We start from the raw sequence: 26,922 nt of genomic DNA on the forward strand, positions 1-26,922 counted from the left end.
TTATCATGTTAGAGAATTTTTTAACGGGTCTAGAATTAGACCAACAAGGCGCACTAAATTTACTAAAACTAGCGCGTGATTTAAAAGCAAAGCCAGAAAAATACAGCCAAGTATTAGCGGGTAAGTCAATTGTTACCCTATTTGAAAAGCAAAGTTTACGTACGCGTTTATCGTTTGATATTGGTATTAACCGTTTAGGCGGCCACGCTGTGTATTTAGATCAGCAAAACGGCGCTATGGGTGCACGTGAATCTGTAAAAGATTTTGCACTTAATATTTCTACGTGGGCTGATGGAATTGTAGCGCGTGTAAACCAGCACAGCACGTTAACCACCTTAGGTGAATACTCTAGTGTACCTGTCGTTAATAGCTTGTGTGATTTATATCACCCGTGCCAAGCATTGGCTGATTTTTTAACGCTACAAGAAGTACACGGCGATGTGAGCGAGCTAAAAGTGGCTTACTTAGGTGAAGGTAACAACGTTACTCATTCACTTATGTTATTAGCGGCAACGCTAGGTACAGATTTTGTTGCTGTTACACCAAAAGGCAGCTCGCCTGATTCGCAAATTCTTAAAAAGGCTGAGCAAATTGCTGCAATGAACGGCGCATCAGTAATGGTAAGCGACCGTGTAGAAGCCGCTGTAGGCGCTAATGTTGTATATGCAGATACGTGGGTGTCTATGGGCGATGATACGCCTCTTGAGCAAGTTAAAGAAAAATACATGCCTTATCAGCTAAACCAAGCATTGCTAGAACAAACAGGTGCGACTACGGTATTACATTGCCAACCGGCTCACCGTGAGTTTGAAATTACCTCTGAGGTAATGGATGGCCCAGCATCAAAAATTATTCAACAAGCAGAAAATCGCATGCATGCGCAAAATGCTCTGCTAGTTACATTACTAAATCCAAATTTTGTTAAGGAACACCTATGAGTTCAATTAAAAAAGTCGTTTTAGCCTATTCAGGTGGTCTTGATACTTCAGCTATCGTGCCATGGTTAAAAGAAAACTACGGTTGTGAAGTAATTGCCTTTGTTGCCGATGTAGGCCAAGGCGCTGAAGAACTTGAAGGCGTTGAAGAAAAAGCCATCGCATCAGGCGCATCTGAGTGTTACGTAGTTGACTTAAAAGATGAAATGGTAAGTGAGTACATTTACCCAACGCTTAAAACGGGTTCTATTTACGAAGGTACTTATTTATTAGGTACGTCTATGGCGCGTCCTATTATTGCTAAAGCGCAAGTTGAAATTGCACGTAAAGTAGGTGCCGATGCACTTTCGCATGGTTGTACTGGTAAAGGTAATGACCAAGTACGTTTTGAATCATGTTTTGCAGCGCTTGCACCCGATTTAAAAGTAATTGCACCATGGCGTGAGTGGGATTTATCAAGCCGTGAATCATTATTAGATTACTTGGCTGAGCGTGATATTCCGTGTTCTGCTTCAGCAACAAAAATTTACAGCCGTGATGCTAACGCATGGCATATTTCGCACGAAGGCGGCGAGCTTGAAGATCCATGGTGTGAGCCTAGTGACCAAGTTTGGACCTGGACTAATTCACCAGAGCAAGCACCCGATAAAGCTGAGCATGTAACGCTTACGGTTATTGAGGGTGAAGTGGTTGCCGTAAATGGCGAGCAGCTTAAACCTTACGACTGTTTAGTTAAATTAAACGACATTGCTGCGCCACATGGTGTTGGCCGTGTAGATATTGTAGAAAACCGTTTAGTAGGCATGAAATCGCGCGGCTGTTACGAAACACCAGGCGGTACCGTTATTATGGCGGCACTGCAAGCCATTGACGAGCTAGTGCTTGATAAATCAAGCCGTAAGTGGAAAGAAGTACTGGGCGGTGAATTTTCGCATTTAGTCTATGACGGTCGTTGGTTTACACCACTAAAAGACTCTATTTTAGCCGGTGCAGAAGCGCTTTCTACACTAGCTACAGGTGAAGTTGTACTTAAGCTTTACAAAGGCCAAGTGACAGCCGTTCAGAAAAAATCACCTAATAGCTTATACAGCGAAGACTTTGCTACATTTGGTGAAGACGATGTGTATGACCAATCGCACGCTGAAGGCTTTATTCGTTTATTCTCGCTTTCGAGCAGAATTTCAGCAATGGCTAAAAAGTAAATTATTTATAGCCCCTTGTATAAGGGGCGTTACAGGGTTTGGAGAGATTTCATGGCATTATGGGGCGGACGTTTTTCTACGGGTCCAGATGAGGCGTTTAAACAATTTAACGACTCACTTCCGTTCGATTATCAGTTAGCAGAGCAAGATATTATTGGCTCTGTGGCATGGGCAGGTGCGCTTGAGCAAGTAAATGTACTTACAAGCGATGAGCACACCAAGTTGGTTGCAGCACTAAATGAACTGCTTGAAGAAGTAAAAGCAGATCCACAAGCAGTGGCAACCTCAGGTGCAGAAGACATTCACTCGCACGTAGAAGCTGCACTAATCGAAAAAGTAGGTGATTTAGCTAAAAAGCTACACACAGGCCGAAGCCGTAATGACCAAGTAGCCACTGACTTTAGATTATGGTGCCGCGATACTGCCGATCATTTGCTCGGTGCAATTGCTGCACTAAAAGCTGAGTTTGTGGCGTTAGCTGAGCGCGAGCTGGGGACTATATTGCCAGGCTATACGCATTTACAACGTGCTCAACCTGTATTGTTTAGCCATTGGTGTATGGCTTATGTAGAAATGCTAGAGCGTGATGAAAGCCGCTTGCAAGATGCCAAAGCGCGTTTTAATTTTTGCCCTCTAGGGAGTGGCGCACTAGCAGGTACTGCCTACCCAATTGATCGCCAAGCTTTGGCGCAAGGCCTAGGCTTTACTGGCGCAACTAAAAACAGCCTTGATGGCGTATCTGACCGTGATTTTGTAGTAGAGCTTTTAAGCTGTGCCTCTATTTCGATGATTCACTTATCGCGTATGGCTGAAGATTTAATATTTTATAATTCTGGTGAAGCCGGGTTTATAGAGCTTGCTGATAATGTTACCTCTGGCTCATCGTTAATGCCGCAGAAAAAGAACCCTGATGCACTAGAGCTTATTCGTGGTAAAACTGGCCGTGTATTTGGGGCGTTTAGTGCCATGATGATGACCTTAAAAGCACTCCCTCTTGCGTACAATAAAGATATGCAAGAAGACAAAGAAGGTCTTTTTGACGCTATGCCAACTTGGCTTGCCTGTATTCACATGGCGCAAGCGTGTATCAAAGGCGTAAAAGTAAACGGCGATAAAACGCTTGCAGCAGCAAAAGGCGGCCATGCTAATGCAACAGAGCTTGCAGACTACTTAGTAGCTAAAGGTGTGCCATTTAGAGAAGGCCATCACATTGTGGGTGTACTTGTGCAGCTTGCTATAAGCGAAGGTAAAACCCTAGAGGAGCTTTCGCTTGAGCAGTACAAGTCAGTTAATGACGTATTTGAAGATGACGTTTATCCAGTACTTGAAATAGATGCCTGTATTAAAGCACGTCAAGCGCTTGGCGGTACATCTATTGAACAAGTTACTAAAGCGGTTAAAGAAGCCAAAAAAAAACAGCAAATAACGGTTCGTGATGCAAATTTAGATGATGTTGAAGATATTGCTAGGCTGATACAGCACTGGGCAACTGTAGGTGAAAACTTGCCGCGTGCTAAAAGCGACATGGTGCATTCAATTAACGAATTTGCAGTAACAGAAATAGACGGCAAAGTGTCGGGATGTGCATCGTTATACATTTACGATACGGGGCTTGCTGAAATACGCTCTTTAGGCATTGATCCACAAAGCGCTGTAACTGGGCAGGGGAGGCAGCTTGTAGAGCACTTATTAGCAAAAGCCAAAAAATTGGCGCTTAATCGCGTTATTGTACTAACCCGCGTGCCGGATTTTTTTGAACAGCAACGTTTTACTTTTTGTAGTAAAGAATCGTTACCAGAGAAGGTAATGAAAGATTGCGAACTTTGCCTTCGTAAAGAAAACTGTGACGAAGTAGCAATGGAATATATTTTAAAGCCAAGTACACGTGCGGAGATCCCGTGTAAATACGTGGCTTAAATTCCCTGGATATAAAAAACGTACGGTTACCCCTGTGCGTTTTTTTATGTGTATAATGAACTGGTCAGATGAGCTCGGTGTTAGCTAGGGTTTTAGATTTAGTTTTAATAAATAGTTGTAGGTAGCATGTATTTTTAATATGTCAAAAAATGTTGGCACATTGGTTGCTTTGTATAAGTCAGATAGCAAAATAGCTATCACTGCTTAAAACAGGTAATGCAATTACCTACATGATGGTGTGATTAAAAGTTGCGCCAAATAATATTAAAACTTATACAAGGATCAATCACATGCAAGTTTCAGCTAATAGCCAATTACAAATGCAAGCATACAATAAAACACAACAATTACAGCCTGCAACGGAACAAACTGCTAGCCCTAAAACCCTACAATCTGATACAGTAAGTTTCTCTCAAGAGGCGATGAGTGCTGCGAGTGCGGAACTCCAGCGTGGTGGAGTTGTTTACCTCCCACCTGTAAAACCTAAGTAATACAAATGGTGTTCAATGTTTTTGACTGACTTTTTTGGTATGTTTTCGCTTTCAGCCTTCTCAACTTGGGGGTTTTTGATGGCGTTTCTTTTTAATGTATTTATTTTTTCATTACAATTAAAAAGAGATACTACTCTATTTATCAGTTCATTTGTAATGATGGCTTCTTATTCCATCTCGTATTATTATTTCACTTGGTTTTCTTTTCAAAGCTCAGTTTACGTAGATTGGGCTTTATATGATTATGCTACAGTAGCAACTTTGGGGTTAGTTTACTTCTTCATAAAAAAGACGACTACATCTTTTTTATATCTCATATCTGGTTTGATAATTAATTCAGTTTTCAGTTTATTAATGCACTTGGATATATATATATTAGGGAATAGGGAATCATGGGTTTTCTGGAATATTTATACTTTTACAGTCAATATTATTGATTTAACTATGATTGTTGCATTAATAGTAGATAGAGACTTTCTCGGACTTCATAAATTGAAGGCTCTAATCAGCAACTTTCTTATAAGTAAGCACAAAGTATTAAAGAGTAAGTTGCTTTAATACTGTATATCCTACCTTTGAGTATCTTTGCTTTAATCTCTAATTTCGATTTCGCTTATATATTAAGCGCTATTGTGCAGTGGGGGTTTCTCATGGCCTTTTTATACTCATTAGTATCTTCAATAAATAACCCCTTTAAAGGCTTTGTTGTACTTTCGAGTATTATGGCGATAGGTTATTTGCCTTGGATATTCACAAACTTTCAAACGGTTACTTATTTAGATTTTGCCCTTTTAGATATCGCTATTTTAGTTGCTGTGTATGTAACTCAGCGTTATTTTATTAAAGAGAAAACGACAGCTTATGTCTACTTAATCATCGGCCTTAGCGTTAACACCTTTTTAGCCCTATGCATGTATCTAGATACCAATATTCTATATAATTACACCTACTGGTGGTTTTGGCGCTTTTATTCATCGGCTGTTATGCTTTCTGATTTGTGTATGATCGCCGTACTAATTATCAATAGAGACTTTTTAGGCTTAATTAAGCTTAAAAGGTGGCTTTTGCAGCTAGCATTTTAAAGACGAAGTATCGATACGTTTATGGCGATGAAAGTTATAGTTTGGATAAGTAAAATACTAAGCTAGGTGCTCAGTTAATGGTGTTGTTTATTATTTTTGAGGTGCTTATTATTAGCGTTTACTTTTAAGATGGATATCATCTCTTTTTTATTAGATGTGAGAATTGCCCATATAATCGGTGTGGTATTGCAATGGGGGTTCCTCATGGCATTTTTATATTCTTTAGTCTCATCTATCAATTCACGCTTTAAAGCGTTAGTTATACTTTCATCGATTATGGCTATTTCGTATTTTCCAGGTGTTTTGTTCAATTACCAAACCATTACTTACCTTGATCTCGCTATTTTAGATGCTATCACCATTGTGGTTTTAATTATTGCTCAATACTTTTATATTAAAGAGAAAACGGTTGCATTTATGTATCTTATGCTTGGGCTGAGTATCAACATGTGCTTTGCTCTAGGTATGTATTTAGACTCTTATATTTTACATAATTACACCTATTGGTGGTTTTGGGGGTTGTATTCATCAGTGGTGGCGATTTCTGATCTGAGTATGATTTTAGTGCTGTTTATCAATAGAGATTTTTTAAAAATTATTTATTTAAAAAACCTTATTTACTCGTTCTTTGCTAAGAAACCGCAATAGTGAATAATGTTCTAATCCCTCCTGAAGTGTCAGTTTATATCGGTGCGTTAGTGCAATGGGGGTTTTTAATGGCCTTTTTATATTCACTAACAACTAGCATTAACAATCCATCAAAACAGGCATTATGGCTATCTTTAGTTATGGTAGTTTCTTACTGCTTAAGTACAGTTATAGATATTTACAACATTAGTTACATAGAACTGTTTTGCTATGATGTAGGCACTTTATTTTTTATTTTATTTCTGCGGTATTTCCTACCTGAAAAGCGCATATCTACTTACTTATTATTTGGCTTGAGCATCAATTCGTTATTATTTATAGCTATGCACATAGATGTGTTTGTACGTGGTAATTACGAACCGTGGTGGTTTTGGTCTGTTTATACAGTTGTTATTAATATGATGGATATCATCATGGTTAGTATTTTTTTCGTTAAAAAGGATTTTTTAATGTTAGTGCATGCTACTGATAAGTTGGTGAACGGTGTTATGAGATTGAAGCAAAGTGGCTGATGTTCTTTGGGGACTGGTCGATTTAGGATACAACGTAGGTATTTTGTTTACGTGGTTTTTTCTTATTGCCTTTTTGTATAACTTATCGGCAAGTATTAATAAGCCAGATAAGAGCAGGGCACAACTTTCATTTATTATGATGGTATCCTACATAGCTAGTTTGTTTATGGATCCAATTATAGAAACACCGCACTTAAATTATTTTTATTATGATGCTGTAACTATCTTGGTTTTACTTCTGTGGCGTAATTTCACCAAACAAACTATACCTACGCCCTTTTATTATTTAATTGTAGGGCTGAGCTTTAATGCCTGTTTATTTTTAGGTATGCATTACGACATTGTTATACAAGGTACACTTTACTATTGGTGGTTTTGGGCGGTATATATTTTTGGGATGTATTTTAGCGATTTCACAATGGCAATTGTACTAATTATAAACAGAGATATTTTAGGTTTACTTCGGCTTAGGAGATATTTGAGATTATTTATAGAAAGGCTGAGGGAGTGAGTTAATTTAATTATTGTTTTATGGTATTTGCTACGCCTCAAAAGTGTAGATAGCGGTACAATTTTTACTTTTCAGGCGTTAAGGTTTCATGATTGATTTAATATTAAATACCAATATAACCTTCTATATAGGTGCATTTGTACAGTGGGGCTTTTTAATGGCTTTTTTGTACTCACTGGTCAGCTCAATAAATAACGCTGATAAGAGCAAAGTTTGGTTAACATCAATCATGGCACTTTCATATTCATCTAGCTTATTTATTGATATGGACTCCATAACCTACTTTGATTTTTTCATATTTGATGCTGCAACACTAGCCTCAATTGCTTTATGTGGTTTTTTTATAAAAAGTTGCACCTTGTACATTTATTTACTTATTGGGTTAAGTATTAATACTTCTTTATTTTTTGCGATGTACATAGACAACGATATTATGCATCACTATGAGTACTGGTGGTTTTGGGATATTTACTTTGTAGGTGTTAATTTTAGCGATTTACTAATGATTACAGTAAGCCTTTTTAATAAAGATATTTTAGGTTTAGTGAGGCTAAGTAATTATTTAACTACAAAGTTGAAGCGTTTCCGATATGCATAACCTGTTATGGGCGATGGCTGACCTTTATGATTACATAACCATTTTAATTACATGGCTGTTTGTTTTTGCATTTTTATATTGCTTATCTATAAGCATAAATAAGTCAGATAAAAGCTTAGCCCAAATATCATTTATTATGATGGCTTCATATACATCAAGTATGGTTATGGACCCGCAAACAGCCACACCTCACTTAAACCTGTTCTTATTTGATGCAGTTACCATAATCGCTTTGATGATATGGATGATTTTTTTATCGAAAGCTAAACCGATCGCCTTTTATTATTTAATCGTGGGGCTAAGTTTTAATGCGTTTGTATTTTACGGTATGCATTACGATAGTATCGTTGTTGGGAATATAGAGTATTGGTGGTTTTGGGGGCTTTATGGTATTGGGCAGCTTACAAGTGACTTAGTAATGGCATTGGTTTTATTTGTAAATAAAGATATTTTAGGGTTAATAAAAGTCAAAAAATATCTCGTTAAAAAAATGGGTGCTTATTAATGCTCCAACATGTATTTATGGCATTGAGCACAGTAAATGACTACCTAAGTATTTTTATTACATGGGCTTTTGTAGTTCCATTTCTTTATAATTTTGCTTGTACAATAAACTGCCGCAATAAGCATATTATGTACATTTCTTTCGTGATGATGCTCTCTTATACGCTCAGCCTATTTATGTTCAAAGCATCATTTATCCTTACAGGCTCAATATATTTAGATTTAGTAATTGCAGATTTACTTACCATTTTCACGCTTGCTTGCCTCTCCTATAATTATAAACATGCTAACGCCACAGCCTATTATTATCTTCTTTGTGGTTTAACGTTTAATGCAACATTACACATGGCTATGCATTACGATTATGTGGTGTTGGTTAGTTATGACTATTGGTGGTTATGGGGGGTCTATGGGGTTGGCCAGTTTTCGAGTGACTTAATAATGGCAATAGTATTAATTATAAACAAAGATATTTTAGGCTTGGTAAAGCTTAAACGTGCTTTATTTAACCGCAATGAATTACAAGCTATGGCTAAAAAGTAGTTAGGTATATTAGCGCACCTAAAGTGCGCTAATTGTGTTTGTTTAGCTTGCGTCGCAGCCTAACCTTTGTTTTAAAGCATCCACTACAAGTGGGCTTACAAATTCGCTCACATCGCCATTATGGCGGGCAACTTCTTTTACCAAGGTTGATGATATAAACGAGTTGCGCTCAGAAGGTGTTAAAAACACGCTTTCTAAATCTGGATTTAGGCGGCGGTTCATATTTGCGAGCTGAAATTCGTAATCAAAATCAGACACCGCTCTAATACCGCGAATAAGCACATCAGCTTTATGATCAAAAGCTAAATCGGCTAGTAAGCCTGAAAAGCCAATCACTTTTACATTACTCAAATGCCCTAAAATAGTGTTGGCTAAATCAACTCGCTCATCAAGACTAAAGCACGGCTTTTTAGAAGGGTTATGAGCAATAGCAACAATAACCGTGCTAAACATTTTAGCTGCGCGCTGAATTAGGTCGGTGTGGCCGTTGGTTAACGGGTCGAAGGTACCAGGATAGATTGCCGTAACGTTCATAGATTTCACTAACTATTATTTTTTAAGTAGTCTATCAGTGTTTGTTCTACAAATCAGCCTAGGAGATCAGGTTGATCTTTTATGTTTGATATTTAATCAGTGAAAGTGCTTTAAATGCGTTACTATTTTTTAAAGTGTAATTACGCTGCTTAGGCTTTACTTTAGTTAACAGCACCACATTAATACAAATGCCTGCGTGGAGCATAATCAGACCTCGTTTTTAAAATAGTAAATTATGATGGTATTTAAACCAGCCTGATTTGTTTATACTGCAAGGCTGATATTTATTGTAATGTAGTTTATAAGTTAATTTGAGTCGTCGCATATGAATACTAAGGATAAAATAATACACACCAGTATTTCGTTATTTAATGAACATGGTGAGCGTGCAATATCAACCAATCATATTGCATCACATTTAGGGATGAGCCCGGGTAATCTTTACTATCATTTTAAAAATAAAGAAGACATTATCCGACATATTTTTGCGCTTTACAGCGAGCATTTACATACTCATTTTAAACCTATTGAAGCAAACGATGATGCGTTTGATCATTTAACTGCTTATTTAGATTCATTATTTGAGCTAATGTGGCGCTATCATTTTTTTTACGACAACTTAGGCGACATCCTCTCAAGGGATGAAAGTTTAAAACAAGCCTACATTGGTTTTCAGTCAACTTTATTAGAGCAGGTTCGCCAAGTTATTTTAGGCCTGCGCGATAACGAAATGATTGCCATAGAAGAGCAAGATGCGCTCGAACTTGCCCATACGCTTAAACTAACCGTTAGTTTTTGGACTCCGTATATTAAAGCGCGTAGGCTCAGTGGTAATTTAGCCGAGCAAGATATTTATCATGGCATTTTAAAAGTATTAGCATTATTTAGGGCTTACAGCACCGAAAAAAGCATACTTAAAATGAATCAGTTACGTGAAAAATACACCCAACTTGCAGAGCAAGCGCCAGCGCTTGCCTAACTGCTGTTAGTTGGTTAGTTCCTAGACGCAAAAATTTTTGCTATAATCGCGCGCCCAATGCCTGGGAGCGCGAATTCCCGCAGTCTAAGAGTGAACTATGCTTAAATTTATCGTCAAACTACATCCTGAAATTGCCATTAAAAGCCGTTCGGTACGTAAACGCTTTACTAAAGTGTTAGAAAATAACATTAAAATTGTATTGCGCCGTGTTGACGAAAAAGTACAAGTAAGAAACAACTGGGATAATATTTCTGTTGTAACTAAGCTTGATGATGCACAAACACGCCTAGACTTTATCGATAGCTTGCAGCGCATTCCTGGTATTGTGCAATTTATTGAAGTGACCGAAACTGACTTCACAACGCTTGACGATATCTATAAAAAAACCATAGACCTAGTAGGGCATACCATCGTTGGTAAAACGTTTTGTGTACGCGCAAAGCGTATTGGTCAACACGACTTTACTTCTACGGACTTAGAGCGTTACGTGGGTGGTGGTTTAAACCAGCACGTTGAAGGCGCTCGCGTTAAGTTAAGCCGCCCAGAAGTAACTATTCGCTTAGAAGTAAAAGACGATAAAGCCTACATAGTTACGCAAACTCACCTAGGTATGGCAGGCTTTCCACTGCCAACACAAGAAGATGTGCTTTCGTTAATGTCAGGCGGCTTTGACTCTGGTGTAGCAAGTTATCAGATGATCCGTAAGGGCGCTCGCACGCACTTTTTATTCTTTAATTTAGGTGGCGCAGCACACGAAATTGGTGTTAAACAAGCCAGCTACTATTTATGGAAAAAATTTAGCTCTACTCATAAAGTTAAATTTATCACGGTTGATTTTGAACCGGTTGTAGCCGAAATTTTAGAGAACGTTGAAAACAGCCAAATGGGTGTTGTGCTAAAACGCATGATGATGCGTGCTGGCAGCCAAGTAGCCGAAAAATTAAATATTCAAGCCTTGGTAACTGGTGAGAGTATAGGTCAGGTTTCTAGCCAAACCTTAGCTAATTTAAGTGTGATTGACCGCGTAACAGAGACCCTGATTTTGCGCCCACTTATTCAGCACGACAAACAAGAAATTATTAATATTGCCCGTAAAATTGGCACGGCAGAAATGGCCGAAACCATGCCTGAGTACTGTGGTGTAATTTCTAAAAAGCCAACAGTTAAAGCTAAACTTGACGTTATTAAAGCCGAAGAAGAAAAGTTCGACTTTGATGTGCTTAATACTGTTGTAGAAAATGCTCGCATTATGGATGTGCGTGATATAGACGTAGAAGCTAAGCAAGAACTTAAAGAAGCTGAGTCGGTAGTTGATTTACCAGCGGGTGCAGTGGTTGTTGATATTCGCTCACCAGAGGAAGAGGATGCAGCGCCGCTTGAGATTGACGGTATAGATGTAGTGCATTTACCGTTTTTCCGCTTAGCGACTAAATTTGGTGATCTGCCAAAAGATAAGGATTACTACCTGTATTGTGAAAGAGGGGTTATGAGCCAGTTACAGGCGCTTATTCTTCATGAAGCAGGCTTTACGGGTGTAAAAGTTTACCGCCCGTAAAGGTTAACCGTAATTTAGAGCGTGGTTTATACCACGCTTTTTTTTGCCTTAATTTTAGCAAGTAGAGCATCGTTTTGCGGGGTGCTGATATTTAATCGCTTACCTTGTTGGCTAATATAGCCACAAATGGCGTCTATTTCGGTTTGTCGGTTATGCGCTACGTCTTGATGCATTGAAGAGTAGTTTTCAGCGGTTAGCATCATTACGTTGTAAGCGTTGTTAAGCGCATCGGCAAGTTTAATATCAAGCTTTAAAGCATGGGCTATTTGGCATGCCTCAGTTAATAAGTTAAAAATAATGCTATTAAAATAAGGGGCACGTAACTGACCATTTTTAATATCATACAGTGCGCTTAATGGGTTAATGGCAATATTTACTAATAGTTTTTCAAACCGTAGCTGCTCAATATTAGTACAGTAGCTTAGCTGCGGCACGTTTTGCAATTGCTCACACATTGCTTGGTGATAACTGTGCGCGCAAGGGTTGCAGGCACCTAATACGCTTTTACCTTCACCGGTGTGCTGTACTATAAAGTCGTTTGTTTTAAAGCCAGCCATGCTGGTGGTTAAAAAGTACAACGCTTGTCGCTTATCGAGTTGCTCATTGAGCGTTTCAACATTACCCATTCCGTTGTGCGATACAACAAGTACACTACTTGGCGATAAAAAGGGTTTAACTTGCGTAAAGGCCGATTGAACCTGAAAAGCCTTTACAGCAAAAATAACAATATCAAACCCGGGCTGTTCATTAATTTGCTTAAGCGTAATAAACCGCGCATTAATTTTTTGCGAAGGCTGTTTTGCTTTGCAATAAAAGCGTGTATTTGCAGTGGCTTTGCGTGTTAACACATGAACAGTGTGAGCTTTAGATAAAAAATGGCTTAGCAATAAACCAATAGCGCCGTCGCCAATAATAAGAATATTAGCCATAAGGGTTCTTTTTTCGAGGAGTAAAAATGGTTCTTAGTAAAAAGTACGTGGCCGCGCCGGCAAAATCAGCAATAAAATCACCTAAAGAGGCCTGCCTGTAGGGAAGCGCATCTTGCATTATTTCTATTGCTGCACCGTAGCCCGCAAGCAAAAGTACTTGCGTGTACAGCGGTAATTTAAAGGCTTTATCCATAATGATGGCAAGTATAAAAAAAATCCCAAAGTGGGCAACTTTATCAACATGTGGAAATAAGTTCGTAACGCCGCCTTTTATTTCTTTGGCAAATAAGAGGGTAAACACCACAATACTAATCAAAAAAACTGCTTGGTAAACACGCCTTGTCACGATAAATCCTAAAACCGCTTAAAAAAGAGGCTGCAGTATATCAAACTAAATTAGTATCGCACCTGAACAACTGGCAGAAAAATGTAAAGATTTATAATTTTAGCGTTATAATCGGCGCATAAATTTAGATTTAATAGTTAGGAGAACCCAATGCCTTCATTTGATATCGTATCAGAAGTAGAAATGAACGAAGCTAAAAATGCAGTAGATAACGCCAACCGTGAGCTAGAAACGCGCTTTGACTTTAGAGGTGTTGACGCATCAATTGAGCTAAACGACAAAACAATTAAACTAAAAGCAGAAGCTGACTCACAAGTTATGCAATTGTTTGATATTTTAGCAGGTAAAATTTCTAAGCGTGGTATGGACGTAGCAAGCTTGGAGCTGCAAGACATCACTCGTGCTGGTAAAAACGTGTTTCGTAATGTTGCACTTAAGCAAGGCATTGAGAAAGACATGGCTAAAAAAGTAGTTAAAGCCATTAAAGACTCAAAAGTAAAAGTACAAGCTGCTATTCAAGGTGAAGAAGTACGTGTAACGGGTAAAAAGCGTGACGATTTACAAGCCGCTATGCAAGTCGTTCGCACTGCAGATTTAGGCCAGCCTTTTCAGTTTAAAAACTTTCGCGATTAATTAGCTAAGTGCCTTTAGTATTTTAAAGTGAAAATTTAAATGTGTGGTTATTAAATATATTAGCCACACATTTTCCCCCGTCTTAATTACAGCCTTTACTTACCCGCAAGCCTAAACCCCTTTTACCTGTGTAAAATTAGTCCACTGTTATTCCATACTCTTTTAACGTTATTTAAATGCATTATTAAACTTGCTTATCACGCAGTTGCGTATATTAGGCTATTCTTAATATCAATATTACTTAATAGCGACTGTTAAAGGCTTTAAATGCTTAAGTTTTTTGTTTTTATACTTATTATTGCGAGCAGTAAGTTTAGCTTTGCCAAGCCAATAAATGTAGATGTGTTGGTAGAGGACGGTTACTTTCCAATTATTATTAATGCCGAAAAAGAGCAAGGGTTAGCGCCTGAGTTTGTAAAAATACTCAATGACTCTCAAAGCGAATATAAATTTACTCTTAACTCTTTGCCTGTAAAAAGGCTCAAAAAGTGGGTCGAATGGGGGGAGTTCGACATGTTGTTTTTAATGGCTATGCAATGGGTGCCTGAAGTAGCAAGAAGTGCCTTACAGGAAACGAGCTTTTATGTTATTGCTAAAAATGAGTTGTATACGCTGGCACAAAACGCCCAACAGCAAAGCTATTTCGATGACTTACATGCTTTAACAAAAGCGGGAGTATTGGGGTATTCCTATCGTTTTGCTGATTTTAAAACCGATGCACAGTATTTAAGTGAAGAACACCAAGTTAGTTTAACAATCGATGAGTTTAACGTTGTTAAAATGCTGCTATTAAAGCGTGCCGATGTAGGGGTGTTAAATAACATAGCTTATCAATACTTTAAAAAGAATAACATTTTTAATATGAACCTGCTTTATAAGAGTAATACCCCAGATGCTATATACGATACTCATTTTTTAGTTAACCCTGCGCGCAGTAAAATTACGGTAAAACAAATGGATAAGCTTTTAAACTCGTCTGCAATAAAACCTAAAATCACAGCGCTTTTAAGTTCATACGGCGTAACATCCAGCTTTACTGAAAATAAATAATTTAACCTTTAGCTATATAGACGTCCGTTGACATTTGTAAACAAACTGCTCACAATAACCGCCTATTTTCAAGGTGCTCGCTGGTTGCTAAATACAGGGTTTAAAGTATTAAAACTAACAGCGAGATAATCGGGAAGTTGGTGCGCCTTTATGACAAAAGCAATCCCAACACTGCCCCCGCAACGGTAAAGTATTAACGCATTTATGTGTTTACTGAGTCCGGAGACCGGCCTTGAAGTAATCTTACTTACTTAAATCTTTGCGGTGGGCAAAGATAGGGAACATCATGCTAAATAAAACAACTCTTGGCGTTGCTATCTCGGCTGCGCTGTCTTTTTCTGTATCTGCTGCACAAAGCCCAATTGAAAAAATCACTGTTACCGCTAATAAATTTGAACAATCAATAAGTAATGTTTTAGCGAGCGTTAATGTAATTGAACGCGCCGAAATAGATGCAAGCAATGTACGCGATTTACCAACCTTACTAAGCACACAAGTGGGTTTTCAAATTAATCCTAATGGTGGCTTTGGCCAAACGTCGGGCGTATCTTTGCGTGGTACAGGTTCTGGCGATACGCTAATTTTAATTGATGGTGTACGCACGGGCTCAGCCACGCTAGGACAAAAAGCATTAAGTAACGTGCCGCTAAATAGTATTGAGCGAATCGAGATCATAAAAGGCTCGCGTGCAGCTGTGTATGGCTCAGATGCATTAGCTGGGGTTATTAATATAATAACGCGTGAAGCGAGCAATGTATCACTTGATGCCACATTTGGCTCTAACGCTTATCAAAACTATCAACTTGCAGGTTCAGTAAAATCAGATGAAGTGGTTAGCGCATTTAATGCAGGCTTTGAAAAAACCGATGGTTTTGATGCATTACAAGGTATAGCGCCCGATGACGACAGCTATGAAAATAAAAACGTAGGCTTTAAAGTAAATTACAGTGATGAGCACTACGGTAACTTTAAGCTACTAGGCCAGTACAGCGAAGGTTACGCGGATTACGATAGCAGCTTTAGCCCGGCTACGAGCACGGTTGAAAGAGGGGACTTTAAAAACTATCAACTGTCGGCGCAGTGGAGCAAAAACTACACTAACCAATCTCATGCTATAGATGTTGCTTTTGCAACCGATGATTCTGACAGCACATATGTGGACTCTTTTACCGGCGGGCCATTAACCAGTACATTTATTACTAAGCGCTCGCAAGTAGATTACAGCGGCCAATACCGCTTAACAAATGAGCTTAATATTAGCGGCGGCGTTAATTGGTATAACGATGATGTATCGCAAAGCTCGCTAGCATTTGATGAGGATAGCCGCGATGTATTAGCAGTGTTTGTTGGGGCTTATTACGACACCGACACTGTGCTTGCCAATTTAACTCTTCGCCAAGACGACGATGAACAGTTTGGTGATGAAACAACCTATACTGCGGCGGCTGGTTATCATTTATCTGAAAATTCAACATTTAGAATTAGTCAAAGCACAGGTTTTAAAGCGCCAACATTTAACGATTTATACTACCCAAATTTTGGTAATCCAGATCTCCAACCTGAAAAGTCAATAAACCGCGAGCTTGGTGTAAATGTTAATTTTGACAGTGCACAAGTCGATTTTGCAATTTTTAGAAACGATATCGAAGATAAAATTGATTACGATGAAAACTTTGCGTTAGCTAATATAAACGAAGCTCGCTATGAAGGGGTTGAGTTTAGCCTTACACAGCAAATTTTAGGTTTTGATAGCCACTTTAATTTTGCATATTTAAGTGCCGAAAACAAAGAAACCGGCGATGAGCTACGCAATGTTGCCAAGCGCACTGTTAATTGGGAGCTCGCAAAGCAATTTGGTGATTTTGATGCTCGCATTGATATGCAATACCGCAGTGATCGCGAGGGGGCAGTAACGCGCCTAGGATCGTATACACTTTGGAACCTAGCGGGTAACTATCATGTGAACGATAATATTGAGCTGTCGCTTCGTGTAGAGAACCTATTTGACAGAGATTACAATGTGGTTGACTCAAGAGCTGACTTTACAAGCGGTGACGTATATTACTACAACACCCCAGAGCGCCGCTTTTTTGCAGGTGCAAGCTATCAGTTTTAATAGCGTTTTTTAATATACAAAAGCCCGATTTATATCGGGCTTTTTAATGTGTATTTATACCAATTCGCATTAATACTTAATCATTTTCAGGGGCTAAATGTGTCGCTATCTGCTTTAAAAAATTCTCATTTAGAACAACTAAATAGCGAATTTTTTGCCTTGCTATCAACACGTTTATCCATCCTCAAAATAGATCACTTAATTATGCGGATTGGTATTAGAATTATTTTAACAACGCAAATTAGCTAGTCAGCTAAAAACTCTTTAAATACAGTTTCAAACTTGTGTAATTTAGGTGCTATTAAAATACTACAGTAACCCTGCTGTGGGTTTTCGTTGTAGTAATCTTGATGATAATGCTCCGCTGGGTAATATGTGGTAGCAGGGCTAACCTCTGTCACTATTGGCTCGCTAATATGGTTTTGTAACTGGGCTATCATCTCATTGGTTTTATTTAATTGCGCATCGTTGTGGTAATAAACAACACTTCTATACTGTGTGCCAATATCGTTACCTTGGCGATTTAATTGCGTGGCATCGTGTAACGTAAAAAACATGCTAAGCAGTGTTTCAAAACTCACTACAGCGCTGTCAAATTCCAGTTGCACAACCTCAGCATGGCCTGTTGTACCAGAGCAGACCGATTTATACGTGGGGTTGTCGGTATGGCCGCCGGTGTAACCTGAGCTTACGTTTAGTACACCTTTTACTCGTCTGAATGCAGCGTCTATACACCAAAAACAGCCTCCACCAAATGTTGCTAGTTGTGTTGATGTGCTCATAAGTTGTCCTAATTATGTCTGTTACAGTATTAAGGCGAGCATAAATTGAATACGCCGTAACAGCAAGTTACGGCGCAGTGTAAGCTCAGTTAAATTTCTTCGCTGTCTTTTAGCGGGTGAGAGTCGGCTTGCTTATTTAATTTTTGCTGTAAAAACTCTGGCGACTGTGTGTTGCGGGCTAGGGCATAATACGCCGCAGGCACAACATAAAGCGTTAGCAATGTTGATACAATAACCCCTGTAAATACCACCACACCAATTACCATGCGGCTCTCTGCGCCTGGGCCTGATGCCAATACTAAAGGCACTGCGCTCATTACCGTAGTCAGAGAGGTCATTATTATTGGGCGCAGGCGCTGAGTGGCCGCTTGCAAAGTAGCCTCGCTAAATTCTACGCCTTTATCACGCAGTTGGTTGGTAAATTCGACTATTAAAATACCATTTTTAGCGCTTAAACCTATCAGCATTACAATACCAATTTGGCTATAAATATTAAGCGTTAAGCCCGTTGCCCATAGGCCAAACATAGCGCCCATTAGGCCAAGTGGTACTGTTAGCATAATGACAAACGGGTGCATAAAGCTTTCAAATTGCGCAGCTAAAACTAAAAAGGTTACAGTTAGGGCAAGCACAAATACATAGGTCATGGCCGATGCGCCTTCGTAATATAATTGTGATTCACCTTTATAATCTACAGCGCCGTCAATGTCGTTTTCTTCTGCGGCTACTTTGTTTAAAAAGTTAAGTGCTTGTTCAAGTGTATAACCGTCCGCAAGATTAGCGCTTAGTGTAATGGCGCGCATTCGGTTATAACGGTTTAAGCGCGATGCTGTGGCCTCTTCTTTTAAGCTTATAAGGCTATCTAGTGGGACCAGCTCACCACTGCGTGATTTAAGGTAAATATTTGAAATGTCAGTAGGGTTTGTAAAGTCTTGTTTAGTGCCTTTTAAAATTACATCGTATTCTTCACCTCGGTCAATAAAGGTGGTAACACGGCGCTGCCCTAACATGGTTTCTAGCGTGGTGCCTACATCTGATACTGACACACCTAAATCGGCGGCTTTGTTTTTATCTATGCTGACTAAAAATTGTGGAAAGGTTTCTTTATAGTCGTGATCGATTCTTACCAAGCCTGGATTTTTTTCTGCGCGCTCTATAATGCGGTCGCGCCAATCAGCAAGTTGTTCGTAATCGTTACCTTGTAGTACAAACTCTATGGGGCGAGAGGAGCCGCCACCGCCAATACCACGGCGCATAATAGCAAAGGCACGTACATCTGTTACTTCGGTCATTTTGGCGCTTATTTCGTCCATAACTTCCCAGGTAGAGCGCTTGCGCTTATCCCAATCGGCCATACCAACGATAGCAACACCGCCACTGCCGCCCCAGCCCGGTACGCGTACTAAAACACGGCTTAATTCGCCAGCTTCTGAGTAAGGAAGCAGGCGCTCTTCTATTTTGGCCATGTTGGCTGCGTTATTTTCATAACTTGCGCCTTCAGGGCCGCTCATCATAATAAAAAAGGTACCGCGGTCTTCTTTTGGCGTAAGCTCAGAGGGCACTTGCAAAAACAACGAGTAGCTAACAAAACCAGCAAGTACTAGGCTTACCATTAAGCCCCATTTTTTGGTCATATTTGAGGTAAGCGATTGGCGGTAACTGTTTTCAACTTTGCTAAAAACACGGTCCATCCATTGGCTAAATTTACTTTCTTTTTCTGACGCTTTTAAAACTTTAGAGCACAGCGCTGGCGAGAGCGTAAGGGCAGTAATACTAGAGAAAAACACCGCGGCACTTACAGCCATTGCAAACTCTGTAAACAAGGCGCCAATTCGCCCATCCATAAATACTAAAGGTACAAACACCGAAATAAGCACAAGCGTTGTCGCAATAATTGCAAAGCCTACTTCGCGGGCACCTCTAAAGGCTGCTAATAAGGGAGGCTCGCCAAGCTCAATCCGACGGTGAATATTTTCAAGCATTACAATGGCGTCATCTACGACTAGGCCAATTGCTAATACCAGCGCAAGTAAGGTTAATAAGTTGATTGAATAACCCATGGCAAGTAAAAACATAAAGCTGCCAACAAGTGCTACAGGCACCGTAACGGCGGGGATAAGCGTAGCGCGAATATTACCTAAAAAGATAAATATTATTAACACCACTAACCCCATAGAAATGGCAAGCGTGCTATATACTTCGTTGATTGACTCTTTAATAAAAATAGACGAGTCGTAGCTGTCTTGAATAGTGGTGCCCTCTGGCAAATTACGTTTTATTTTTTCAAGTTCACTGCGGGCGTTGTCTACCACTGTTAAGGTGTTTGCTTTAGCTTGCTTTACTATGCCAAGGCCAATCATGTTACGGCCGTTACCACGGAACAGGCTTTCATCGTCGGCGGCTTCTAAATGTACATCGGCAACTTCACCTAAACGCACAAGGTAGCCGTCTTCACCGCGTTTAATAACTAAGTTTTGAAAATCACGTTGGTCTTTATAGCTACGCGCTGTACGTACGGTAAAGTCGCGGTCGATAGACTCAATTTCACCTGCTGGTAGCTCTACGTTTTCGCTGCGTAGGGTGTTTTCGATATCACTCGAAGTGATCCCACGAGCGGCCATGGCTTGGCGGTTTAGCCAAATTTTCATGGCGTATTGGCGCTCACCACCAATACGTACATTTGAAACGCCATCTACAACGGCTAATCGGTCGACAATAAAGCGCTGTGCATAATCGCTCAATTGCAGCGAGTTCATGGTTTCACTGTTAAGTACAAACCAAGCAATAGGGCTCTCGTCACTGTTTGACTTAGACACCTCTGGGGGGCGCACTTGCTCTGGTAGGTTATCTAGTGCGCGGGCTACTCTCTCTCGTACATCGTTTGAGGCTGCGTCAATATCACGGCTTATATCAAACTCAATAACGATATTAGAGCGCCCATTTCTGCTTGAAGAATTAATACTTTTAATGCCTTCAATACCCGATATCCGGTTTTCTAATATTTGCGTTATTTTTGTCTCGACTATTTCTGCCGAAGCACCAGTGTAGTCAGTACTAATACTGACAATAGGGGTTTCAATATCTGGGTATTCCCTAAGTGGTAGCATCGAAAAAGCCACCAAGCCAAATGTTAGCAGTAGTAAGTTAATTACTATGGCAAAAACAGGGCGTTTAACACTCGTATCTGTAATTTTCACCGATTAACCCTCAACACTTACTTTGCTACCAGGGCGAATTTTAATAATGCCTTCGGTAATCACTTGCTCGCCATCGCTAAGGCCTTCATCAATCGCTACCCAGCCGTTATTTCTGCCTGCAACATGCACTTCTACCTTGTTGGCAATACCCTCTTTTACTTGGTATACAAAATGTTTATCTTGCAGTGGGATCACGGCTTTTTCTGGCACCATAAGCGCCTGATTACTACTAAGCTCCAGAGCGGTGTTTAAAAGCATACCAGGGCGTAATAGCCCGGATTTATTAGCAAAGCTTGCGGTTACTTCTACACTGCGAGTAATCGAGTCGATACGAGAACTAATATGGGTCACTTTGCCGGTAAAGGTGCGCCCTGGGTAGGCATCGTTTTGAGTATGTACTTTCATGCCTAGGTTAAGTTGAGATAAATATTTTTCAGGGACTTTAAAGTCAACTTTTATAATACTAATATCATCAAGTGTTGTAATAATTGTATCGCTACTTACATAAGCACCAACCGACACTTCTCGTTTGCCTAATAAGCCAGAAAACGGCGCGGTAATTAGCATTTCATCAAGTTTGGTTTTAGCGCTTTCTAGTTGGGCTTGCGTGGCATCTACGCGAGAAAGCTGCTCTTCTAATAATGATTTAGCGGTAGATTGCGTACGAGAAAGCTCAGTAAGGCGGCTTAACTGACGTTTTTCTTCTTTTAAGTTAATGCCTAGCTCTTTTACAGCGTATTGTTCTTGCTGATTTTGCAGCTGCACAAGGCGTTGGCCTTTACTTACTAAGTCGCCATCTTCAAAATATATGTGTGTAACATAATCGCTTTGTGCGCTTTTTATATAAATTGCTTGGTTTGCGCGTGCACTGCCTATGGCTTCAATCATAACGGTGTTTTCCTGAGACGATACCGTATGAGCCATTACCTGTGTGGGTGTATCACTTGAATTAGATTGTTCGCCATGGCTAGATGGCAAATATAAGTACACACTTAAAATAACAAGAAGCGTAATTAAAAATGGAAAAAGAGCTTTACCTGACTGTTTTGAATACATCGTTTTCATACCTGAAAATAAATTGTAAGTATTGTACGAAATAAGACCGTGAAAAGGCGGTTATGTGTCTCATAAATTTGTGCGTTAGGCGTAAAAATTTATGAGACTAATTACTTGTTCCCATTTAACACTAAAATTATGATAAAACGATGAAGCAACCACCGCAGTGTAAAACCTGTTTAACAATGAGAAAAATAATACTTTGGGGTATTGTTATGTTTTTATTTTATATGGCTTTTTACCAATATGGGTAAGCCAAGTTCAATAATAAAATACAGGGCGCAAGGGGCGCGCAATGGCATTGAAGTACTTACTGTAGGCAGCGTAGGTTTGGTATTTATTATGCTGTTTAATTTACTGCGCCCGGGTGAAATTAGCTTAATAGAAATTTTTTTAGTAAGCATGTGCATAGCTGCTATTTTTATTGGTTTTTTAAAAACACAGGAACCTTATTACAGTTTAGTGCTTAGTGAGTCCTTACTTGTGTATCAGCATAAGTATGGCCAGTGGCAGTTACATGTTAGTAACTTACACCACAGCGGTATTCCTAAGGTGGCTGATGGCCTTGAATACCTTGAATTAAACGCAGTAGGTTTAAAACTTAATGATATGGACGAATTTTTAAGCGCTATACACCCACGCATTGCCGGAAAACTACTGATAGAGCAGCGTAATTTATTTATGCAAGCTGTTCAAAAACATTGCAAAAATGGCAATTGCCCATCAGAATGGTTAATAGAAGAGACACAATACACCTCACCTAAAGGATTTAGCTATACTGGACTTATAGCTATGTTTGCTAACAGAGCCAAGCACCTTGAGTTGTTAACGGGATATAATTTACTGTTACCCGCAAGTGTATTAGAGACAGACATTTGGTCGTTCAGTGCCGATTTAAATAAATGGAAACGCGCACCTGAACGGTTTATAGCATCGCAAGTTGGACACTAAATGCGATAGTAGGAAAAATAATGAGCCAAGAAAGATCTTTTATAAAGAGTGGTCGCAATACCATCATCCATAAAGATAAAAAGCTTGATCTAGTCATTGTAAATGCAGAGCAGCGCCCACGTATAAAGGTAACTCAAAATGGTTTGGAGCCATTTAAAGAGGATCTACCTAAAAACCGGCGCGATGCCAAAGAGCGTTACCTTGAAATTGTTAATGTAAGTAGCGCTGATATTTTTGGTGAAGAAAAACAGCTGTTGTTTATTCAGGCGCTTGATGGGCGTGAATACAAAGTAGATTACTCAAAAATAGGCACTAAGCTGTTTGTGCGTATTCATCAAGATACGTATATGTAATACCAATCCACAATAATGCTTAATCATTTGAGAGGCTAAACGTGTTAAAAAATTTTCATTTAGAACAACTGAATAGCGAATTTTTTGCCTAGCTGGCAACACGTTTTCCAGCCTCAAAATAGATCACTTAATTAAGCGAATTGGTATAACTCTAAATGGCATCTTTATTGCTAGTGATTACACTATAGTAATTATTTGACATTATAGGTGCGTTTTATGAAAGCGTTTGCTTTTACTCCCCTTATATCTTGTTTTTTATTGGCTGCCTGTGGCGGTGGAGGCGGCGGTAGTGATGACTCTGCTGTTGAAACCTCGGTTAATGCCGGAACCGATCTTCAAGTTGTAGAAAAAACAGAGTTTACAATCACCGCACAAGGCTCACCAGATGACGGTACCTTTACTTGGCAGCGCGTTAGCGGCCCATCTGTGGACGGCTTCCCGCTTGAAGGTGCAGAGCAAACAATTACTGCGCCCGATGTTAAAACCGACAGTGAACTTGTACTATCTGTAAGCTATCAAACAGATAACGGCAGCTTAGTTAGTGACAATGTGAGCATATTTATTACCTCAAGTAATCAATTACCGCTTGCTGTTGTTAGTCAAACAGCCCCAGAAACACTGCCTTCAACCTATAACGACACCGTAACGTTAAGCGCTGAAGAGTCGAGCGACCCTGATGAAAATGGCCAAATTAATAGCTATCAGTGGCAATTAATTTCAGGCCCTGATTTAGATGTAACCGACTTTGACAACTCTACGGTAAGTTTTAGCCATCCGCTGCTTGAATCAAATACTAATTTAATATGGCAATTAAGCGTTACCGACGACGAGGGCGGCGAGGCAAGTACTGAATACAGTATGACATTAAATAAAACAGACGAGCTGGTTGTGGCCAATGCCGGAGATGACCAAAACGTTGAAGAATTTGAGGAAGTGACCTTAGATGCAAGTGAAAGTGACACCCTAACAGATACGTTTTCATGTAGCTGGCAACAATTAACAGGCAATGCCGAAACGCTGGCAAATACTAGCCAATGTACCACGACATTTTTTGCCTCCGACGTTGATTTAGATACCACGTTGAGCTTTGAAGTCACTGTTACTGATTCTAAAGGGCGCACTGACACCGATACCGTATTTATTGACGTATCACCAAAAGCACTAGGGCTTATTAACGACAGTGGCCTAGGCGAGTGTTATAACAATACCCAGCGTATCAATTGCCAAAGTAGTGACTTTCCGGGTCAAGATGCAGAGCTTGGCCGAGACAGCTTTGCCAACCAACTCGATAAAGCAGGCCAAGGTAACCTTGCGTTTGACTACACTAAGCTAAATCAGTTTGCTGATGAAGTAGCGGATGATAGTGACGACTTTACTTGTATACGCGACAACGTAACGGGGCTTGTATGGGAAGTGAAAAGTGTAGAGTCAGGTACATTACCTAATACCACCTTACGCGATGGCCAAAATCATTACTTTTGGGATTTAGGCACGACAACCTTTACCGATACCAGTACCGCTAATACTACCTGTCCAGATGATACAAGCTGTGGTGTGCAAACCTATATAAATGAAGTGAACGACTTAGATTTTTGCGGCGGTACCAATTGGCGCTTACCAACTTACACTGAGCTGTTGAGCTTAATAGATTATGGCAAGCAGGGCGAAAACGTATTAATTGATGAAGCGTTTTTTCCAAATATGCCAGAAGCAGGCGCTATAGATGATGTGAATTTACCGTACTGGACATCACAAACTGCAGCCGATGGTACCAGCTTATCGCAAGCGTACATTATCGATATGAGCAACGGGAATGACTTAGCCTACCCGAAAGAAAAATACGCGTATGTACGTTTAGTCAGAAGCCGATAGGAGAAAATCATGAAAACATGCTTACTATTTTCAATGGCTGTATTTAGCGCAAGCTTTCAACTAGCCGCAGCGCAAACGTGTTACGACGGGGCGGATACAACAACACCAACCACTCGCTTCACTCTTAATGACGATGGCACAGTGTTAGATACAGAAACAGGCCTAATGTGGCAACGTTGTAGCTACGGACAAGTTTACGATAGCGACACTGAAACATGTACAGGCTCTTCTCCGTCACTTAATTGGCAAGAAGCACTCAGAGGTGCAGAAAACGACACCACTGCCGATTACGACGATTGGCAGGTTCCTAATATTAAAGAGCTTGCCAGTATTTTAGAGCACAGCTGCACCGAGCCAAGTATTAACGAAGAGGTGTTTTTAGGCACTAAATTGCAAAACTACTGGAGTAATACCTCAGGGGTAAGCACGATGAGCTCAGCATGGGTTTACCAGTTTGATAGCGGGCTTAATAGCTTACATGCTAAAACCAGTGACGTGTATTTACGTTTGGTGCGTTACGAAAACTAAGTAAAATAAAATAGCTAAGCACTTAGCTTTAATACAAAAGCGCCGCTAAATTTAGCGGCGCTTTTTTGTTTTACATAAATTTACGTTATTTCAATAATAAAGCGCATACAACGTTGTTACTTTGTCGTTTTTTTTGCCATTATAGGCCGAGTTTTAATGACGAAGGAACATTGCGGTGTATTTAAGCTACTTTGGCTTGAGCGAAAAGCCATTTTCGATCTCGCCCAACCCCCATTATTTATTTTTAAGCGAACGCCACAAAGAGGCACTTGCCCATTTAACCTATGGTTTAGGCGAAGATGGCGGGTTTGTATTACTAACCGGCGAAGTGGGAACAGGCAAAACCACCATTACCCGCAGTATGTTAGAGCAACTGCCAGAGAACACTCAAGTTGCAATGATCCATAATCCGGCGCTGTCGGAGCTTGAGCTTTTGGCCAGTATTTGTGATGAGCTAAACATTACTTACGATGCCCAAAATGCCACCCTTAAAAGTTTAACCGACATTATTAAGCAGCACCTAGAGGCTAATAACAAAGCGGGCGGGCACACAATTTTAATTATTGATGAAGCGCAGCTCCTTGCCCCCGATGTGCTTGAGCAATTACGACTATTAACTAACATAGAAACTGATCATAAAAAACTGCTACAAATAGTCTTAGTGGGTCAACCAGAGCTTCAGGCATTATTAAAACGTACTGAGCTTAGGCAGTTAGCGCAGCGAATTACAGCACGGTATCACTTATTACCGCTCACCCAAGGGCAAACAGTTGCGTATATAAAGCATCGTTTACATATTGCCGGGTGTGATAAAGGCGTGTTTTCGCTCGATGCGATGCAAGCTGTACATCAGTTAACTGGCGGTATTCCACGCTTAATGAATTTAGTCTGTGAGCGCGCGTTAGTCGGGGCTTTTTCTAAGCAGCAGCTTATTGTTGATAGTGATATTATAAAACAATCAGCCCAAGAATCACTGCCTATGGACTTTGTGGCTGCGCAGAATAATGCGCCTAAATCCACTGGCCGTGTTTATTATTACTTAGCATTTGCTGCTCTGTTTGCAGTAGGTGTTGGCATGTCGTTTATTATATAGTTAGG

The 26,922-nt window shown here is 39.8% G+C and carries 27 protein-coding genes and 1 riboswitch; of the genes, 21 read left to right on the forward strand and 6 right to left on the reverse strand.

Annotation, left to right across the window (positions count from 1 at the left end; all coding sequences use genetic code 11):
• Window positions 1-5: 5 nt before the first annotated feature.
• From PSH48_RS00245 to PSH48_RS00300, 11 genes are all read left to right on the forward strand, one after another.
• Window positions 6-938, forward strand: coding sequence for an ornithine carbamoyltransferase (locus PSH48_RS00245; RefSeq protein WP_024034341.1), 933 nt, complete (start codon window positions 6-8; stop codon window positions 936-938).
• Window positions 935-2,137 carry an argininosuccinate synthase gene (locus PSH48_RS00250; RefSeq protein WP_004588532.1) on the forward strand — a complete coding sequence of 401 codons (1,203 nt, stop codon included), beginning with the start codon at window positions 935-937 and terminating at the stop codon, window positions 2,135-2,137. The genes PSH48_RS00245 and PSH48_RS00250 overlap by 4 nt, the downstream gene beginning before the upstream one ends.
• A 51-nt stretch (window positions 2,138-2,188) precedes the next feature.
• Window positions 2,189-4,054: an argininosuccinate lyase gene (gene argH / locus PSH48_RS00255; protein WP_004588531.1), complete on the forward strand. Its 1,866-nt coding sequence runs from the start codon at window positions 2,189-2,191 to the stop codon at window positions 4,052-4,054.
• Window positions 4,055-4,344: 290 nt separating this feature from the next.
• Window positions 4,345-4,545 (forward strand): hypothetical protein, encoded by a 201-nt coding sequence (locus tag PSH48_RS00260; RefSeq protein ID WP_004588530.1) that lies wholly within the window; start codon window positions 4,345-4,347, stop codon window positions 4,543-4,545.
• 650 nt (window positions 4,546-5,195) lie between these two features.
• The gene (locus tag PSH48_RS00270) at window positions 5,196-5,627 is read left to right on the forward strand and encodes a hypothetical protein (RefSeq protein ID WP_096042579.1); all 432 of its coding nucleotides are present in this window, start codon (window positions 5,196-5,198) and stop codon (window positions 5,625-5,627) included.
• A gap of 204 nt (window positions 5,628-5,831) precedes the next feature.
• Complete coding sequence (locus tag PSH48_RS00275) at window positions 5,832-6,275, forward strand: hypothetical protein (protein WP_126006181.1); 444 nt, start codon at window positions 5,832-5,834, stop codon at window positions 6,273-6,275.
• On the forward strand, window positions 6,275-6,787 hold the full coding sequence (locus PSH48_RS00280) for a hypothetical protein (RefSeq protein WP_273610681.1): 513 nt from the start codon (window positions 6,275-6,277) through the stop codon (window positions 6,785-6,787). The genes PSH48_RS00275 and PSH48_RS00280 overlap by 1 nt, the downstream gene beginning before the upstream one ends.
• Window positions 6,780-7,298: a hypothetical protein gene (locus PSH48_RS00285; RefSeq protein WP_096740026.1), complete on the forward strand. Its 519-nt coding sequence runs from the start codon at window positions 6,780-6,782 to the stop codon at window positions 7,296-7,298. The genes PSH48_RS00280 and PSH48_RS00285 overlap by 8 nt, the downstream gene beginning before the upstream one ends.
• Before the next feature lie 88 nt (window positions 7,299-7,386).
• Window positions 7,387-7,896, forward strand: coding sequence for a hypothetical protein (locus tag PSH48_RS00290; protein ID WP_273610682.1), 510 nt, complete (start codon window positions 7,387-7,389; stop codon window positions 7,894-7,896).
• Window positions 7,889-8,401 (forward strand): hypothetical protein, encoded by a 513-nt coding sequence (locus tag PSH48_RS00295; protein WP_273610683.1) that lies wholly within the window; start codon window positions 7,889-7,891, stop codon window positions 8,399-8,401. The genes PSH48_RS00290 and PSH48_RS00295 overlap by 8 nt, the downstream gene beginning before the upstream one ends.
• Entirely contained in the window at window positions 8,401-8,943 is a 543-nt protein-coding gene (locus PSH48_RS00300; RefSeq protein ID WP_273610684.1) for a hypothetical protein, read from the forward strand. Before PSH48_RS00295 ends, PSH48_RS00300 begins: the two co-directional genes overlap by 1 nt.
• 42 nt (window positions 8,944-8,985) lie before the next feature.
• On the opposite strand, the gene coaD is transcribed toward PSH48_RS00300, so the two are convergent.
• On the reverse strand, window positions 8,986-9,477 hold the full coding sequence (coaD, locus tag PSH48_RS00305; RefSeq protein ID WP_054983183.1) for a pantetheine-phosphate adenylyltransferase: 492 nt from the start codon (window positions 9,475-9,477) through the stop codon (window positions 8,986-8,988).
• Window positions 9,478-9,802: 325 nt separating this feature from the next.
• Between coaD and PSH48_RS00310 the strand changes: the two genes are divergently transcribed.
• Both PSH48_RS00310 and thiI read left to right on the forward strand, forming a co-directional pair.
• Window positions 9,803-10,456 (forward strand): TetR/AcrR family transcriptional regulator, encoded by a 654-nt coding sequence (locus tag PSH48_RS00310; protein ID WP_004588522.1) that lies wholly within the window; start codon window positions 9,803-9,805, stop codon window positions 10,454-10,456.
• A gap of 97 nt (window positions 10,457-10,553) precedes the next feature.
• Complete coding sequence (gene thiI, locus PSH48_RS00315) at window positions 10,554-12,011, forward strand: tRNA uracil 4-sulfurtransferase ThiI (RefSeq protein WP_004588521.1); 1,458 nt, start codon at window positions 10,554-10,556, stop codon at window positions 12,009-12,011.
• A 26-nt stretch (window positions 12,012-12,037) separates the two neighbouring features.
• Here the strand turns inward: thiI and PSH48_RS00320 are convergent, their stop codons facing one another.
• A complete protein-coding gene (locus PSH48_RS00320) occupies window positions 12,038-12,940 on the reverse strand; it encodes a ketopantoate reductase family protein (protein ID WP_273610685.1) in 903 nt (300 codons plus the stop codon).
• The gene (locus PSH48_RS00325; RefSeq protein ID WP_064386896.1) at window positions 12,933-13,286 is read right to left on the reverse strand and encodes a VanZ family protein; all 354 of its coding nucleotides are present in this window, start codon (window positions 13,284-13,286) and stop codon (window positions 12,933-12,935) included. The genes PSH48_RS00320 and PSH48_RS00325 overlap by 8 nt, the downstream gene beginning before the upstream one ends.
• A 150-nt stretch (window positions 13,287-13,436) precedes the next feature.
• On the opposite strand from PSH48_RS00325, the gene PSH48_RS00330 reads away from it, so the two are divergent.
• The 3 genes from PSH48_RS00330 to PSH48_RS00340 all read left to right on the forward strand — a co-directional run bounded on the left by PSH48_RS00330 (window position 13,437) and on the right by PSH48_RS00340 (window position 17,085).
• Entirely contained in the window at window positions 13,437-13,919 is a 483-nt protein-coding gene (locus tag PSH48_RS00330) for a YajQ family cyclic di-GMP-binding protein (protein ID WP_004588518.1), read from the forward strand.
• 267 nt (window positions 13,920-14,186) lie between these two features.
• Window positions 14,187-14,969, forward strand: a complete 783-nt coding sequence (locus PSH48_RS00335) for an ABC transporter substrate-binding protein (RefSeq protein WP_273610686.1) — start codon at window positions 14,187-14,189, stop codon at window positions 14,967-14,969.
• Between the two features lie 67 nt (window positions 14,970-15,036).
• Window positions 15,037-15,206, forward strand: a riboswitch (cobalamin riboswitch).
• 49 nt (window positions 15,207-15,255) lie between these two features.
• On the forward strand, window positions 15,256-17,085 hold the full coding sequence (locus PSH48_RS00340; RefSeq protein WP_273610687.1) for a TonB-dependent receptor domain-containing protein: 1,830 nt from the start codon (window positions 15,256-15,258) through the stop codon (window positions 17,083-17,085).
• 245 nt (window positions 17,086-17,330) lie between these two features.
• Here the strand turns inward: PSH48_RS00340 and msrA are convergent, their stop codons facing one another.
• From msrA to PSH48_RS00355, 3 genes are all read right to left on the reverse strand, one after another.
• Window positions 17,331-17,867 carry a peptide-methionine (S)-S-oxide reductase MsrA gene (gene msrA / locus PSH48_RS00345; protein WP_029773872.1) on the reverse strand — a complete coding sequence of 179 codons (537 nt, stop codon included), beginning with the start codon at window positions 17,865-17,867 and terminating at the stop codon, window positions 17,331-17,333.
• Window positions 17,868-17,956: 89 nt separating this feature from the next.
• Entirely contained in the window at window positions 17,957-21,064 is a 3,108-nt protein-coding gene (locus tag PSH48_RS00350) for an efflux RND transporter permease subunit (RefSeq protein ID WP_273610688.1), read from the reverse strand.
• A gap of 3 nt (window positions 21,065-21,067) precedes the next feature.
• Window positions 21,068-22,120: an efflux RND transporter periplasmic adaptor subunit gene (locus PSH48_RS00355; RefSeq protein ID WP_054983189.1), complete on the reverse strand. Its 1,053-nt coding sequence runs from the start codon at window positions 22,118-22,120 to the stop codon at window positions 21,068-21,070.
• Window positions 22,121-22,366: 246 nt separating this feature from the next.
• Between PSH48_RS00355 and PSH48_RS00360 the strand changes: the two genes are divergently transcribed.
• From PSH48_RS00360 to PSH48_RS00380, 5 genes are all read left to right on the forward strand, one after another.
• Window positions 22,367-23,071, forward strand: coding sequence for a DUF2982 domain-containing protein (locus tag PSH48_RS00360; RefSeq protein WP_029773870.1), 705 nt, complete (start codon window positions 22,367-22,369; stop codon window positions 23,069-23,071).
• Between the two features lie 20 nt (window positions 23,072-23,091).
• Entirely contained in the window at window positions 23,092-23,424 is a 333-nt protein-coding gene (locus PSH48_RS00365; RefSeq protein WP_273610689.1) for a hypothetical protein, read from the forward strand.
• Between the two features lie 216 nt (window positions 23,425-23,640).
• Window positions 23,641-25,296, forward strand: coding sequence for an Lcl C-terminal domain-containing protein (locus PSH48_RS00370; protein WP_273610690.1), 1,656 nt, complete (start codon window positions 23,641-23,643; stop codon window positions 25,294-25,296).
• Between the two features lie 9 nt (window positions 25,297-25,305).
• Entirely contained in the window at window positions 25,306-25,824 is a 519-nt protein-coding gene (locus PSH48_RS00375; protein WP_054983192.1) for an Lcl C-terminal domain-containing protein, read from the forward strand.
• 175 nt (window positions 25,825-25,999) lie between these two features.
• Window positions 26,000-26,917: an ExeA family protein gene (locus tag PSH48_RS00380; RefSeq protein WP_024034318.1), complete on the forward strand. Its 918-nt coding sequence runs from the start codon at window positions 26,000-26,002 to the stop codon at window positions 26,915-26,917.
• Window positions 26,918-26,922 lie beyond the last annotated feature (5 nt).

Source organism: Pseudoalteromonas sp. Angola-4 (assembly GCF_028599265.1).
Classification (GTDB): domain Bacteria; phylum Pseudomonadota; class Gammaproteobacteria; order Enterobacterales; family Alteromonadaceae; genus Pseudoalteromonas; species Pseudoalteromonas atlantica.